This is a genomic window from Altererythrobacter sp. CAU 1644, from assembly GCF_029623755.1.
In the GTDB taxonomy this organism is placed as follows: domain Bacteria; phylum Pseudomonadota; class Alphaproteobacteria; order Sphingomonadales; family Sphingomonadaceae; genus Erythrobacter; species Erythrobacter arenosus.
On record NZ_CP121106.1, the window covers coordinates 807,441 to 820,854 of the forward strand.

Below are 13,414 nucleotides of genomic sequence, written 5' to 3' on the forward strand. Positions count from 1 at the left end.
TCAGCGATTCTGCGCCAGCACCGGCTTCTTTTTCTCAGCTTGGCCAACCCCTAGACGGTCGGAAATGTCCTCGAAATCGTAGAGCTTGCGCTTGTGCTTGAAGACAACGTGCCGCGACTCCGGAAGCTGCTGGGTCGAGCCGAAGTGTTCCTTGAGGATGGCCGGATAGATCTGCACCGGTGAATCGGGCATGATCTTAGGTGCCTTTCCATCCGGGGAGCGTACCGCCATGAGGATCGCAAATTTCTCGTGCATCTGTTCCGGGGTGAGATCGGCCCATGGTACTCGCACCGGGTCGGTTCCGAGGCCATGCTCATTGCCGACATAGGGCTCGGGCCATGGCCCCTCATCGCTGTGAATGACGATGATCGCCGGGCGTGGCCCCGCCAGGATTGCATCGACAAGCTTGATCACGCGGTCATTAACGAAACGCACCTGGTCGACGTAATTGTCACGCCGCGAAGTCTTTACGGCCGTCCTCAGCGATTTGCAGCTGCCGTCCGCGTTAAGAACGAAGGGCGGATGTGGAATCAGGAAATGCCCCAGCACGAGCTTGCGATCGTCCTCGCTCGCCAGCTTCATCAAGGCATCGAACTTCTCGTCTGATCTCAGGCATTGGTCCTCGCGGTCATCGAGAATGTGCAGCGACAGCCTTTTCTTCCAGAAGCCCAGGGCCGAATCCCGGATGAGCAGGCGCGTGAGTTGAGGTCTCGAGCGGATCTGGATGGATTCGCTGGCGATGTTGCTGAACCGAGTGGGTTCCCACCAGCTGCCGGCCCAGACGGTGCGGTAATCCATGCGGTCGAATTGCCTGAGCGCTTCGCTGTCGCGCATCGCCCGATAGATCGGCACCCAGTCGCGCTGCCCGCTTTTCATGGCTGGCGCCATCGGATCAAGCATGCTGCCATTCATGGTCGAAGCGACCGAGTGGCCAGTTCGCTGGTAATTCGCGAACGCATCCTGGCTCACGACGAAGCCGCGCTGGCGAAGTGCATCGGAAAAGTCGGAATTATCGTATCCGTAACGTGCCAAGAGTGTCGAATCCGCTGCGTAGCGGTCGAAAATCAGATGCCACACGTCAGGCGAATTCGATGCGGCCGATCCTTCCATCGGAGGCAAGGTGGAAACTGCGGCGGAGCGGCGTTGCTCGAGCTTGATATTGTCCTGCACCAACGGCGCAACGTTCCACACCAGCAAGATCAGGCAGATCAGATTGAGCCGGCTGGCGATCGCCGCGAACTTGTCATCCGCCTTGGGAAGCGCCCGCCAGAACAGGTAAAGCAGCCCGACTGCCGCCAGGTGCATCCCGCCCATCACGATCGCGGATGCTCCGGTGATCTTAACGATTGCCGGTACATAGAAGACGTAGAGGGCAACCAGCCCGGACGCGATTCCGGCCTTTGCCCACGACCCGGTCGCGGCACGCAGAATCGCGGTTACCAACGCGGCGCCGATGATCGCACCGATCAGCGTCGGCCACGCACTCTCGAAGCCCAGGCGCAGGATATTCTTGGCCCACGTCGCCAACACCACGTTGATCGTGATGATGGCTCCCGCGACTGGCCAGACGCTGATGCGCTCAAACAGATTGCGGCTGGTGCTAGTCACGCCGCTCGTAAGCGATGATCAGCCGCCCATCCTCGCCGAGACGGTCCTGCCGCACGATCTTGCCACGGGCGGACACGTGCTTGAGGAAATTCGTCTCGTCATAATCGGGGAAAATATCCTCGCGGTGGCGGAGCAGTTGCTTGACCATCGGGTCGGCTTTCGACGGGAACTCGATGATCCCGCGCTTGGCCGTCCCCATCAGCCAGTCGACCGCCATGTCGAGCGGAATGTTCTTGCCGATCGCGAGATGGTGAATGACCGCAAGGGCCAGCACCACATCGGCGTTGCAGCGATCGCCCATGCTCTTGCGCTCGGCATTCGCCCAACCCTGTGCAGGGCTGGGGTTGGTGGCGTCGAGCCACAGCGGAAGGACGTTCTGTCGGGACTGATCGAACCGGGCATAGGCCCGTTCAAGCGCGCCGAAATCGAAGTCGAAACCGATCACACTGCGTGCGCCGGCTGTCAGCGCGGTCTGGCTGAAGTCGCCGCTATTGCAGCCGATGTCGATCGCGCGGTCAGGATTGGCCGAGGCAACGACTTCGGACACGAACTGATGCTTGGCGCTGCGCCGCGCCTCGTCGTAGCTATTGTTGTCGGCGTAGTCGTCCCACACGGTTTTCGTATCGGGCAAGTCCAGACCGGCGATGTAGTCGCGCAAGCTAGTGAGCAGCGCGACAAAGCGGTTCTTGGGCAGCTTGGTTTCGCGAACCGGCTTGGCCCCCAGACCTTCCGAGACGCGTCGCCGCGCGAAAGCGGCAGGGCCGACAATATGCGCAAGCACGTTGAACGAGAGGCGATCCTTCCACCCGAGCAGCTTGACCAGCTCCTCTGGCTCGATCCCTTCGACAGAGCCGCGATACCAGGCATGCGGGGCAATCCCCTTCTTGGCCCACAGGTAGAGCGGATTGAGGAACTGCATGCCGAACTGGCGCTGGCCGATCCACGCAGACCCTTCGTCATAAGGAATGATCGAGAGATGATCGATGAATACCGGACGAGTGCCCTGGAACTGCACGTTGTATGCGGTCGCATCCGAGAGGCTGAAGCCCTTGTCCAGCAACGCGATGTGGAAATCGAGATGATGGACTGCGGCCGCCTTCAGCTCGGAAAAGCACCATTCGTAGGGATAGCTGACGTAGTCGAGCTTCGGGTGCTCAAGCAATTCGCGCGCGCCCGACGACAGTTCAGCTAGCGCCGGATCGCTGGCTGGCGCCAGCGAGGTGGCCGGAAGCAGGAAGCCCCGCTCGGCCATTTCCTCGTAAATGCCCGCATCGCGCGCCGCGCGGTAATTGGCCATGCCTTGTTCGTAGACCACGCGAAACACGCGGTTCTCGTGCAGCATGACGCGGCCCGAAGGGTCGCGGAACGATCCCCTGTCGAAATACATATCGCTCACTCGGGCGAATTATCGCCGGAGCGCTTGAAGAAGCCGACGACGCGGCTCCAGTACATCTTGCCGAACACCAGGATGCTGGCGAAAGCGCCGACGATTGCCTGGAGGACAATGCTGACGGTCGCCCCGTCAAGATAAGCATGCGCCGGCGCGGCCGGCAGGACGGCAAAAACACCGATCGCAAAAACAACATCCGAAAAACGCTTCTTCACCGTCCCCTCCTCAGGCGAGCCCATTGGTCTGAATTCCGCAGAAACTCTAGAACCCTGGTGGTTAAGAAAGGCTTTAAGGGGACGCCGGGATCGGCGAGTTTAGGTTAACGGCGCGCACGCCAATCATGCGCAATCCCGCGATCGCGCACCGACACTGCCTGAAGCTTGGTTGGCTGGGCGACCAGAAAGCCGCCGAAGCGATCGATTACTTGACCAGTTCGACCTGTTCGAAATCGAGCTCGACCGGGGTCGCACGACCGAAGATCGAGACCGAGACCTTGACCTTGGCCTTGTCGAAATCGAGCTCTTCCACGACGCCGTTGAAGCTCGCGAAAGGCCCGTCGAGCACCTTGACCTGGTCGCCGATCTCGTAATCGACGTGGATGTCGCGCTTCGGCGCAGCCTTGGCCTCTTCGACGCCGCCGAAATAGCGGGCGGCCTCTTTCTCGCTGATCGGCTGCGGCTTGTTGCCCGAGCCGAGGAACCCGGTAACCTTCGGCGTATTCTTGACGAGGTGGTAGACGTCGTCGGTCATCTTGAGCTTGGCAAGGACATAGCCGGGCATGAACTTGCGTTCGACCTGGACCTTCTTGCCCCGCTTGACCTCGGTCACGGTTTCGGTCGGGACCTGCACGTCTTCGACGGCTTCCGACAGCCCGAGCCGCTCGGCCTCGGAGATGATCTGGTCGCGAACCTTGTTCTCGAAGCCCGAATAAGCGTGGATGATGTACCAGCGAGCCATGGAAATCCCTTAGTCCTTCATTTCCGTTGAGGTGCCGTCAGGCGCCAAGATCAAGCGAGCGTCAGCAACCACTGAACGACCGAACCGAACACGGTGTCGATACCGAGGAAGAACAGCGAGAGAATGACCATCATGATGAACACGAAGATCGCGGTCCGGATGGTCTCCTCGCGCGTCGGCCAGACCACCTTGCCTGCTTCGGAGCGGACCTGGTTGACGAATTCCGCCGGGCTCGTCTTGCGCTTGTTCTCTTCGGCCATTGCCTGAACTCTCGTCCTCGAAAAATACCTATCGCCTCGCGGCACCGGCTTTCAGGTAGGGCTCCTCGCCGCCCCGGACAAGGTCCGGGAGGGGCAGCTGCTGATTCCAATGTCGGAAGACGATGCGGCATTTAGGACGGCGCAAACCCAAAAGCAAGCGCCGCATGTGTCGTGCGCAGGTCGTTTCGAACGAAACTTTAGGGCTGGCCTTGAAGGGGAGTGATCTTTAGCGTGCCCGCTTTCAAATGGGACGCATGAGGGGATAATCTGCAATGGCAGCTACACAGAGTGGTTCGGTCAGCCTGATCGACCGCGTGACCAACATTTCCGATTTCATCTGGGGCGGAACATGGGATGGCGTAGAGGTCCTGCCCTTCCCACCTATGACCATTGCCCTGCTCGGCATCGGCCTGTGGATCATGATCGGGCTCAGATTTTATCCGATCCGCAATCTTGTCAGCGCGTTCAAGGGCCTCTTCGCCGGGCGCAAGAGTGCGGGCGACGGCGAGATTTCGCCTTTCGCCGCGCTTTCGACGGCACTTTCAGGGCAGGTCGGCACTGGTAATCTTGCCGGCGTTGCGACAGCCATCGCGCTCGGCGGACCGGGCGCGATCTTCTGGATGTGGATCACCGCTCTGTTCGGGATGGCGCTGGCCTTTGCGGAAGGCTCGCTGGCGATCCGTTATCGCGAAAAGACCTCCGACGGCGTCCTGCGTGGCGGCCCAATGACCTACATCATGATGGGCCTTGGCCCGAAATGGACCTGGCTCGCGATCCTGTTCTGCCTCGGCACGTTGTTCTCGGCGATGGTCACGGGCAATTCGATCCAGGCCAATGCTGTGGCTGACGGCCTCAACGAACTGTTCGGTATCGAGGAATGGCTCGGCGGCCTGATTGTCGCCATTCTGGTGTTCATCGTCATCATCGGTGGCATCAAGTCGATCGGCAATGTGGCCGAGAAGGTCGTGCCCTTCATGGCGGCGGCTTACATCGTGATGGCACTGATCGCGCTGATCCTGAACTTTGGCGACCTGCCGGCAACTTTCGGGCTGATCTTTCACGGCGCGTTCAATCCGCAAGCGGCAACCGGCGGCTTTGTCGGGGCAGCGATTATCCTTGCGATCCGCGCCGGCGTGGCGCGCGGCCTGTTCTCCAACGAGGCGGGCCAGGGATCGACGGCGATTGCGCATGCTGTGGCGCAGACCAACGATCCCGAACAGCAGGGCCGCATGGCCATGCTCGGTACCTTCATCGACACGATCGTGATCTGCACCATGACCGCGCTGGTCATCCTTACCGTGCAAGGCGATTTCACCGGAGGTGGCCAAGCGGTTGAACATGCGTGGAACTCTGACCTTCAGGGATTTGCGATGACGAGCGGCGCCTTCGCGGCGGCCTTCCCCTTCGAGATCGCGACGATCCCGGTCGGGACGTTGATCGCATCGACCGCGCTCATCCTGTTCGTGTTCACCACGCTCCTGACGTGGAGCTATTACGGCGAACGCGCCATCACCTTCATCTACGACCGCGTGCCGGGCTCGACGCGTGGCGGTGAAAAGGTGCTGCACATGATCTGGCGCGTGCTGTGGTGTGTGGTGATCTATGTCGGCTCGACGCAGGACCTGACGCTGGTCTGGCGCCTTGGCGACATCTCCAACGCCGCCATGGCGCTGCCCAACCTGCTCGCCCTCGCGCTGCTGTCGGGCGTGGTGTTCAAGCTGGCGCAGGGCGACCGCACCGCGGGCAAGACCTTCACGGCCGACACGCCGGAAGAACCCAACGAGTATTGATGCCCATCAGCCCTGAAGCAAGGGCATGAACCTGACAGGGGCCGGAACGCGGATGCGCTCCGGCCCTTCTCACTTCTGTCTTTGTAGAATCAGCGCGCGCCGAACAGCCGGGCGAAGAAGCCAGGCTCTTCCAAAGGACGGATCGGACCGTGCTTCATCCGGCGCAGGCTGGCGTCGGTATGGGGGCGCGGCTGGACCCAGCCATCAGGGTTGCTGCTACGGTAGGACAGGCTCAACATGGGGCATACTCCATCGCCAAAATTCGCCCTCCGTCCGTCGCCGATAATGCACCAGTGACCTAAGTGGTTCCCGCGGCCAAGGCGCTCGCTTCGCCCCGTCTCGAGGTCAGCCAACTGCATTGCCGCGGGGAAGCCGCTGCAAGGTCGATTTCCGAGACTGAAGAAGAAAATGGCAGGGGTGACAGGATTCGAACCCGTGGCCCTCGGTTTTGGAGACCGATGCTCTACCAGCTGAGCTACACCCCTGCAGCGCCGCAGCCCTCTATAGCCAAGTTTGCTGCATGGCAACACGCGATGCAAAGTATCGCGCATTCCCTTGGCAAAAGGCCCACTCGCATTGCTATAATGCTAGCCGCAATGCATTCGCCTTACCCGCCCCTTATCCCGACTGAGATGCTGCTGCTCGCCTACCGGAGCGGGATCTTCCCTATGGCGGACAGCCGCGAGGATACGGAGATCTTCTGGGTCGAGCCGCGCGAACGGGCAATCATCCCGCTCGACGGACTGCGCATTTCGCGCAGCCTGGCCAAGGCCCTCCGCCAGGACCGATATTCGGTAACGATCGACCGTGCGTTTGAAGAGGTCATGGAAGCCTGCGCGGCACCGCGTCCCGACCATCCCGAAAGCTGGATCAGCCAGCGCATCATCGCCAGCTATCGCCAGCTCCATGCAGCAGGCTTCGCCCATTCGATCGAATGTTGGCGAGAAGGTCAACTCGTCGGCGGGCTGTATGGCGTCGCCTTCGACCGCGTGTTTTGCGGCGAGAGCATGTTCAGCCGTGCGAAGGACGCGAGCAAGGTCGCGCTATGCTGGCTCGTGGCATTGATGCGCAGGGCCGGATATACGTTGCTCGACTGCCAGTTCATGACCGATCATCTCGCCTCGCTCGGCGCGATCGAAATTCCCCAGAAACGCTATCTCGAAAGCCTTGCTGCCGCTAGGGGCGAGCCCGACATGTCGCTGCGCCGCGCCTATTCGGAATTTGCGGAAGGCGGCGATGCTTCTTCGCCCGGGAAGCTCATTGCGCAATCCTTGACCCAGACGTCGTAGATCGGGTGCTCGACCACATTCAGGCTGGGCGAATTCTTGAACAGCCAGCCGGAAAAAATCCGGCGGAAGTCATCCGAACCGCGATCCCGCACCGAAACCTGGACGAAGGCGCCGGTTTCCTGCGGCATCTCATAGGGTGCGGTGCGTTCGCAGGCTTCCAGCCGGATGACGACATCGCCCGAACGGCGGGCATCGCCCGGCTTCATCTCGAGGTCCTGCGTCAAATTGTTGCGCTTGTTGAGCAGGCCGATCGTCGCCACCCGCTCCTCCATCGGCGTGCCTTCCTGCGCACCAAGCTGTCCGATGGGAGGGGCCGCTCGCTCGCCTCTCAATTCGTCAGGAACTTCGGTTTCGAGTGGCTTGGGTGCCGGCGGGTCTTCCGAACAGCCCGCCAACGCCAGCGCTCCCAGCACTGCCGGCGCAAGGATCGCGCGGTGCATCGTCAGCCTTCCGGGCTCCACGCCTCGTAGTCGCCCACTGCGCGAGCGCGCTTGCCGCCCCGCTCCAGGGCGCCCTGCGGGCGATAGGCCTCGACCGTTCCGGTGGCGTTGGGCGTGTAGTCGACCTCCCAGATCTTGGGTGGCGGCAGGTGACTTTCGGGCACGTCGTCGAACGACCCATGCAGCCAGCCATGCCATTCAGCCGGGACGCGGCTCGCATCGTTGGCGCCTTCGTAGATCACCCAACGACGTTCGCGCTGGCCTTCGCCGCGCTTTTTCGAGCGGAAGTAGCGATTGCCCTGCGCGTCGGTGCCGACTTGCTCGCCATTGCGGCCGCTCCACAGAAGTGTGCCGATGGTCGCGCCGTCCCACCAGGTGAAGATTTTTCCGAGGATTCCCATGGCCAGCGCGCCTAGCCGAATTGGCGGCACCCGCCAAGCCTGAACCGCGCTATTCGGGGATGTTCCAGGTCACTTTATCGCCAGGACCGATCCCCAGCTCGGCTGCCCTCCCGCCGCGGATTTCAAGGACCGCACTGGTAAGCCCATCCGACAGGCTGGATTCGAGCGAATAGGGCGTGGTCTCGGCGGCGATGTTGGTAATCCGGCCATCTACCCCAACAAAAATGATGTCGAGCGGGATCGGCGTGTTGCGCATCCAGAAGCTGCGCGGCGCTGGCGGCTCGGACGGGAACAGCATGCCTTCGTCGTCGGCCAGTTCGGTGCGGAACATCAATCCCCGGGCCTGCGCCTCCGGCGTATTGGCCAGCTCGACCTGGAAGCCATAGGTCTTGCGGCCGCTTTCGACCTTGGCCACGATGACCCGCAGCCCCGAGATCGGATGCCTCGCATTTGCAGCAAGCGTCTCCGAAGCCCCGGCATCGCCCACGGCCTGCGTCGAACAGGCAGACAGCGCGAGAGCGGCAGCCGTTACCGCCACACCTTGCCAAACCGATCCTGCCTTCATGCTATTCCTCCGCCTCAGAAACCCAATCCTCGGCTGCCTCGATCGTATCCGCATCGATCAGCGCGCGGGCAGCATCGAACCCATGCCCTGCCCTGATCATCGCCGCAATCTGCTTCTCACGTTTGGCCCGATCCGTCTGTTCGCTGCCGAACGGACCGAAGCGCCGCTTGCGCGCCATGGCCAGGGCCGCCTCGCGCATCGCGCTCTCATCCGGTCTGGTCTCCTCCCGGACCTCTTCATCAATGCCCGCAGCGCGCAGCGCCTCTTCCACCCGCCGGCCGCCATAGCCCTTGCGCAAAAGACTGCCTGCCTTGGCCCGGGCATAGGCCTCGTCATCGACATATTTCAGCTCCACCAGCCGCTCGACCACCGCGCGCGGATCGAGCGGGGCTTCGCCATCCGCCACCCCGCGCTCCCTAATCTTGCGCACGAGATAGGCCTCGAGCTTGGCTCCACTGGTCGCAAATCGGGCGGCATAGGACAGCGCCAGGCCGTTCAACGACGTCTTGTCGAGCGGCTTCGGCATACGTTTTCGGCGCCTTGGGGCTGTTACATCTGAAACCATTCTGCCATATTCGTGCCACACTCCTTATCGAATGGAAAACGCTGGAGACGCGCAGGATGGCTTTTTCCTGTATTTGGGGGAATTGAAGGTGCGTCAAAAAGCACCGCAACTCACGGGTATCGCTAAAGAATTATGACCGACGCCGCACTGATGCCGACGCCGAACGACTGCCCCTTGCCTCGTCGCAGGTCGGACTTCGCGACCTTTAGCGAGGCAATCGATTACGCCGCGCGTAGCGAAAAGGGGCTAAATTTTCACGATATGCGGGGAACGCTCGAGCGTCCCTATCCCTTCGCCGAGATGCGCGAGGACGCACTCCTGATGGCCCGCCGCATGGTTGGTGCAGGGATCGGCAAGGAAGACCGCGTTGCGCTGATCGCCGAAACCGGTCCGGACTTCGCTGCGCTGTTCTGCGCCTGCGTCTACGTCGGCGCCTGGCCGGTGCCGCTACCGTTGCCGACCACATTCGGTGGCAAGGAAAGCTATATCGACCAGCTGGCGGTGCAGCTCGAAAGCTCCGACCCCAAGATCCTGATCTACCCCGCTGAGATTGCCGAGATGGCGCAGGCGGCTGCCGACAAGCAGGGTTGCGCCGGCGAATCATGGGAAGACTTCGCCCAACGCGAAGCGCCCGAATGTGAGCTGCCCGAAGCGCAACCGGACGACATTTGCTACCTGCAATATTCTTCCGGTTCGACCCGCTTTCCCACCGGCGTCGCGGTGACCCACCGCGCATTGCTGCACAATCTGTTCGGCCATGCAACCGGGGTCGACCTGGGCGAGAACGACCGCGTGGTCAGCTGGCTGCCGTGGTATCACGATATGGGCCTCGTCGGCTGCTTCCTGTCGCCGATCGCAAACCAGGTCAGCTGCGACTACATCAAGACCGAGCATTTCGCGCGCAGGCCGCTGGCCTGGCTCGACCTGATCAGCCGGAACGAGGGCAACACACTCTCCTATTCGCCGACCTTCGGCTACGACATTTGCGCGCGCCGCATTTCGAGCCAGAGCCATGTCGGCGACCGGTTCGACCTGTCGCGCTGGCGCACCGCGGGCAATGGCGCGGACATGATCCGCCCCGACGTGATGCAGAGCTTCGTTAACGCGTTTGCCGAGGCGGGATTCAAGGCGCAGGCCTTCACTCCCAGCTACGGTCTGGCCGAAGCAACGCTGGCGGTCACGGTCATGCCTCCGGGTGAGGGGATCCGCGTGGAGCTGGTCGAGGAAGAGCGGCTGTCCGGCACACCGCGCGACCTGTCGCGCCCGGCCCGCTACCGGGCGATCGTCAATTGCGGCAAGGCCCTGCCGGGCATGGAGATCGAGATCCGCGGCGAGAACGGTCAGCTCAGGGGTGACCACCAGATCGGCAAGGTCTGGTGCCGCGGCGAGAGCGTGATGCACTCCTATTTCCGCAACGAGGATGCGACCAACGACTGCCTCGTCGACGGCTGGCTCGACACGGGCGACATGGGTTACATGGCCGATGGCTACCTGTTTATCGTCGGCCGCGCCAAGGACATGATCATCATCAACGGCAAGAACCACTGGCCGCAGGACATCGAATGGGCGGTGGAGCAGCTGCCAGGCTTCAACCACGGCGACATTGCCGCCTTCTCGGTCGAGACCGAGAGCGGCGAAGAAGCGCCCGCCGTGCTGGTCCATTGCCGCGTATCGGACCCGGTCGAGCGTATCCACCTGCGCGACCTGATCGCCGACAAGGTCCGCTCCGTCACCGGCATGAGCTGCGTGGTCGAGCTGGTGCCCCCACGCACCCTGCCGCGCACCAGTTCGGGCAAGCTCAGCCGCGCCAAGGCCAAGCGGCTCTACCTCGCCGGAGAAATCCAGCCGATCGAATTGCGTGAGGCGGCCTGAGCCTGACTTATCGGCTCCGTCGCGTCAGATCTTCAATGTCATAGTTCATGGCTGGCGGCATCGGTGCGTCCGACCCAAGGACCATGCTTGCGACCTCGAGCCGACGGCCGTTGTCATTCCAGCGGTAGGTGACGATGCAGGAATCAGGGCCAGCCCCGCCGGGGCAGGTTGCTCCATGCTGGACTGCCTGGAGGTAGCCATCACCCGGCGTGAAGCCGTGCATCTGCTGTTCGAGCAATAGCCGAACCGGTCCGCCGCTGCCGATCCAGAACTGGACATTCACTCCGCCCGTACCGCTGAAGACGGTTGGCCCGATATTGCATTCGACCAACCCCATCGAAAGGGCGAGCTCGGGCAAGCCGCCACCGGTTATCTCGATGGGAATAAAGGCGTCATCGGGCGCGGTGATCCCTTCACAGCGTTTGTCGAAGGCAATCTTCAGATCTTGCCGGATCACGGATTTCATTCGGACCAGATGCGCCTCGATCTCGTCTGGCGCCTCCCCCGCACGATAAATCGTCTCCCCGGCCTGCTCGGACTCGGGCTGTGGTGGCGTCGGCGAACCATCCGCGCATCCGGCAAGCAATGCCATCGCAGTCGGCATCAGGCGCATCGCAATCCTCCATCGACAGTCGGGAAAGGACTATTGCGACGAAGGTGAATTATCGCTGAGTGGGGCGGCGTGGCGGTGCTCAATCGTCGCTGGCATCGCTCCAGCTGGGAGTGACAACCGAGCCATTGCGCGAGATCGCCCCGTCCCGCACAACGACACCTGCTGCCTCGAGCTCGCGCCGCACGAATGCGAGCAACTCGACAGGCCCGCTCAGTTCAACCGGGGCGCCGATGCGCTGCGCCGCCCATAGCGTCGTGGCAAGAGCCTCGGCGCCCTTGGCCGTCGGTGCCATCGTCGCGGAACCCTCCTCCCCGTCAGGTTTCTGTTCGAATGGGATCGGCGGCAATGTGCTGATCGGCGGCAGGATTTCGACGCTCCATTCGGGTTCAGTCGCAGCGATGCGCTGTTCGAGAATGCGATAGGTGCCGAGCGATGCCCCCTCGAGCCGGTCGGCACGGACCATGGCGTGGCGCCGCTGCCGGTCGACCACCACATCATCGTCGGGAACACCCGCCACCAGCCCCAGTTGCCGGGCAAGCTCGTTGGCGCGGCGGACGCTGGCTTCCTCCTGCTCCTGCGCGGCTGCAAGCTGCGCCCGTTCGGCAGCAGCCTGGCCGACGCCGACTTCGACCTGGGTCAGCGTGACCTGGACCTCGTCGCCGACGATCCGCTCGACCGCACGGTCTACCGTAGCCTCGGCCCGCGGCTGGTAACGCGGCGTCAGCACGGTCGCCGTCACGATCACCGGGTCCGCATCCCAGTTGATCTGCAGGTCCGACAGGCGGGAGTTCTTGGCAAAACTGTCGAGCACTGCGCCGCGTATCTGGCCCTGCGCGCGCGATTCATTGGCAATCCGCACCAGCGACAGGCCAAGCGGGATCGCAAGCGCGACGAAAGCAAACAATGTCACGCCGAATTGCAGGCGCGTCTGCCGCTCGGTCAACGCGGTGCGGAAGCCGTATAGCTTGGCCAAGCCAAAGGCCGTGGCGGCAATGGTCACGAGGTTGGTTACAAACAGCATCAATGCGCCGCCGAACACGGTCCAGTTGAAGGTGGCGAGACCGAAGCCGACCACCGCCAGCGGCGGCATCAAGGCCGTCGCAATCGCTACGCCGACGATGGTGCCTTCACGGCCCCGGATCATCGCATAGGTCCCGGCAATCCCCGAGAACAGCGCAACCAACAGGTCGAACAGGTTCGGCTGGGTACGTGCCGCGATCTCCGAAGTGACTGTCTGGATCGGCGAGAGGAACACGATCAGCGCGCAGAACAGGATCGACAGCAGCGAACCCAGGAACAGCGACTTGGCGGACTGCTTGGTCCAGCTGAAATCGCCGATCGCCAGTCCGAAGCCGAGCCCCATGATCGGCCCCATCAATGGCGAGAGCAGCATGGCGCCGATGACCACGGCTGGCGATGACAGCAGCAGGCCGAGGATCGCGATGCCGGCCGACATCGACAGCATCAGCAGATAGCGGGCGCTGAGCAGGCAATCCTCGCGGCGCTTCTCGATCACCGCCTTCTGGTCGACCGTCCCCACGACTTCGCTGCTCCACCAGCTGCGGAGGCTGAAGACGACGTCGGAGAAGGTACTTTCGGACACGCCAGTTTGCGAATTCGTATCGGACAATTCTCGCCCCACCCTGATTTCACCCCAGACCCAG

Annotated in this window: 15 protein-coding genes and 1 tRNA gene; 3 read left to right on the forward strand and 13 right to left on the reverse strand. The window is 62.4% G+C overall.

The window, feature by feature from the left end; genetic code table 11:
• The 5 genes from P7228_RS04015 to secE all read right to left on the reverse strand — a co-directional run bounded on the left by P7228_RS04015 (position 1) and on the right by secE (position 4,215).
• Positions 1 to 1,608 (reverse strand): hypothetical protein, encoded by a 1,608-nt coding sequence (locus P7228_RS04015; RefSeq protein ID WP_278016928.1) that lies wholly within the window; start codon positions 1,606 to 1,608, stop codon positions 1 to 3.
• Positions 1,601 to 2,995, reverse strand: coding sequence for a class I SAM-dependent methyltransferase (locus P7228_RS04020; RefSeq protein WP_278017702.1), 1,395 nt, complete (start codon positions 2,993 to 2,995; stop codon positions 1,601 to 1,603). The genes P7228_RS04015 and P7228_RS04020 overlap by 8 nt, the downstream gene beginning before the upstream one ends.
• Positions 2,996 to 3,000: 5 nt before the next feature.
• Entirely contained in the window at positions 3,001 to 3,213 is a 213-nt protein-coding gene (locus P7228_RS04025) for a hypothetical protein (RefSeq protein WP_278016929.1), read from the reverse strand.
• Between the two features lie 205 nt (positions 3,214 to 3,418).
• Positions 3,419 to 3,955, reverse strand: a complete 537-nt coding sequence (nusG, locus tag P7228_RS04030; protein ID WP_278016930.1) for a transcription termination/antitermination protein NusG — start codon at positions 3,953 to 3,955, stop codon at positions 3,419 to 3,421.
• Positions 3,956 to 4,005: 50 nt separating this feature from the next.
• Positions 4,006 to 4,215, reverse strand: coding sequence for a preprotein translocase subunit SecE (gene secE / locus P7228_RS04035; protein ID WP_278016931.1), 210 nt, complete (start codon positions 4,213 to 4,215; stop codon positions 4,006 to 4,008).
• Between the two features lie 272 nt (positions 4,216 to 4,487).
• Here secE and P7228_RS04040 point away from each other — a divergent pair, with 272 nt between their 5' ends.
• Complete coding sequence (locus tag P7228_RS04040) at positions 4,488 to 6,005, forward strand: alanine/glycine:cation symporter family protein (protein ID WP_278016932.1); 1,518 nt, start codon at positions 4,488 to 4,490, stop codon at positions 6,003 to 6,005.
• An 89-nt stretch (positions 6,006 to 6,094) separates the two neighbouring features.
• On the opposite strand, the gene P7228_RS04045 is transcribed toward P7228_RS04040, so the two are convergent.
• A complete protein-coding gene (locus P7228_RS04045) occupies positions 6,095 to 6,244 on the reverse strand; it encodes a hypothetical protein (protein WP_278016933.1) in 150 nt (49 codons plus the stop codon).
• Between the two features lie 170 nt (positions 6,245 to 6,414).
• Positions 6,415 to 6,490 (reverse strand) — tRNA-Trp (locus P7228_RS04050).
• A gap of 147 nt (positions 6,491 to 6,637) precedes the next feature.
• Between P7228_RS04050 and aat the strand changes: the two genes are divergently transcribed.
• The gene (gene aat / locus P7228_RS04055; protein WP_278016934.1) at positions 6,638 to 7,294 is read left to right on the forward strand and encodes a leucyl/phenylalanyl-tRNA--protein transferase; all 657 of its coding nucleotides are present in this window, start codon (positions 6,638 to 6,640) and stop codon (positions 7,292 to 7,294) included.
• Here the strand turns inward: aat and P7228_RS04060 are convergent.
• Genes P7228_RS04060 through P7228_RS04075 form a run of 4 tightly spaced genes read right to left on the reverse strand, consistent with a single transcriptional unit; the run spans position 7,216 to position 9,226 of the window.
• Complete coding sequence (locus tag P7228_RS04060) at positions 7,216 to 7,734, reverse strand: DUF2155 domain-containing protein (protein ID WP_278016935.1); 519 nt, start codon at positions 7,732 to 7,734, stop codon at positions 7,216 to 7,218. The two genes, aat and P7228_RS04060, sit on opposite strands and share 79 nt — an antisense overlap.
• A gap of 2 nt (positions 7,735 to 7,736) precedes the next feature.
• Positions 7,737 to 8,135 carry an NADH:ubiquinone oxidoreductase subunit NDUFA12 gene (locus P7228_RS04065; RefSeq protein ID WP_278016936.1) on the reverse strand — a complete coding sequence of 133 codons (399 nt, stop codon included), beginning with the start codon at positions 8,133 to 8,135 and terminating at the stop codon, positions 7,737 to 7,739.
• Positions 8,136 to 8,184: 49 nt separating this feature from the next.
• Complete coding sequence (locus tag P7228_RS04070) at positions 8,185 to 8,700, reverse strand: DUF192 domain-containing protein (protein WP_278016937.1); 516 nt, start codon at positions 8,698 to 8,700, stop codon at positions 8,185 to 8,187.
• Position 8,701: 1 nt separating this feature from the next.
• On the reverse strand, positions 8,702 to 9,226 hold the full coding sequence (locus P7228_RS04075; RefSeq protein WP_278016938.1) for a regulatory protein RecX: 525 nt from the start codon (positions 9,224 to 9,226) through the stop codon (positions 8,702 to 8,704).
• Positions 9,227 to 9,397: 171 nt separating this feature from the next.
• On the opposite strand from P7228_RS04075, the gene P7228_RS04080 reads away from it, so the two are divergent.
• Complete coding sequence (locus tag P7228_RS04080) at positions 9,398 to 11,137, forward strand: fatty acyl-AMP ligase (protein ID WP_278016939.1); 1,740 nt, start codon at positions 9,398 to 9,400, stop codon at positions 11,135 to 11,137.
• A 7-nt stretch (positions 11,138 to 11,144) separates the two neighbouring features.
• Here the strand turns inward: P7228_RS04080 and P7228_RS04085 are convergent, their stop codons facing one another.
• Both P7228_RS04085 and P7228_RS04090 read right to left on the reverse strand, forming a co-directional pair.
• Positions 11,145 to 11,750 (reverse strand): hypothetical protein, encoded by a 606-nt coding sequence (locus P7228_RS04085; protein WP_278016940.1) that lies wholly within the window; start codon positions 11,748 to 11,750, stop codon positions 11,145 to 11,147.
• Between the two features lie 79 nt (positions 11,751 to 11,829).
• Positions 11,830 to 13,380 carry a TIGR00341 family protein gene (locus P7228_RS04090; protein ID WP_278016941.1) on the reverse strand — a complete coding sequence of 517 codons (1,551 nt, stop codon included), beginning with the start codon at positions 13,378 to 13,380 and terminating at the stop codon, positions 11,830 to 11,832.
• Positions 13,381 to 13,414: the final 34 nt, after the last annotated feature.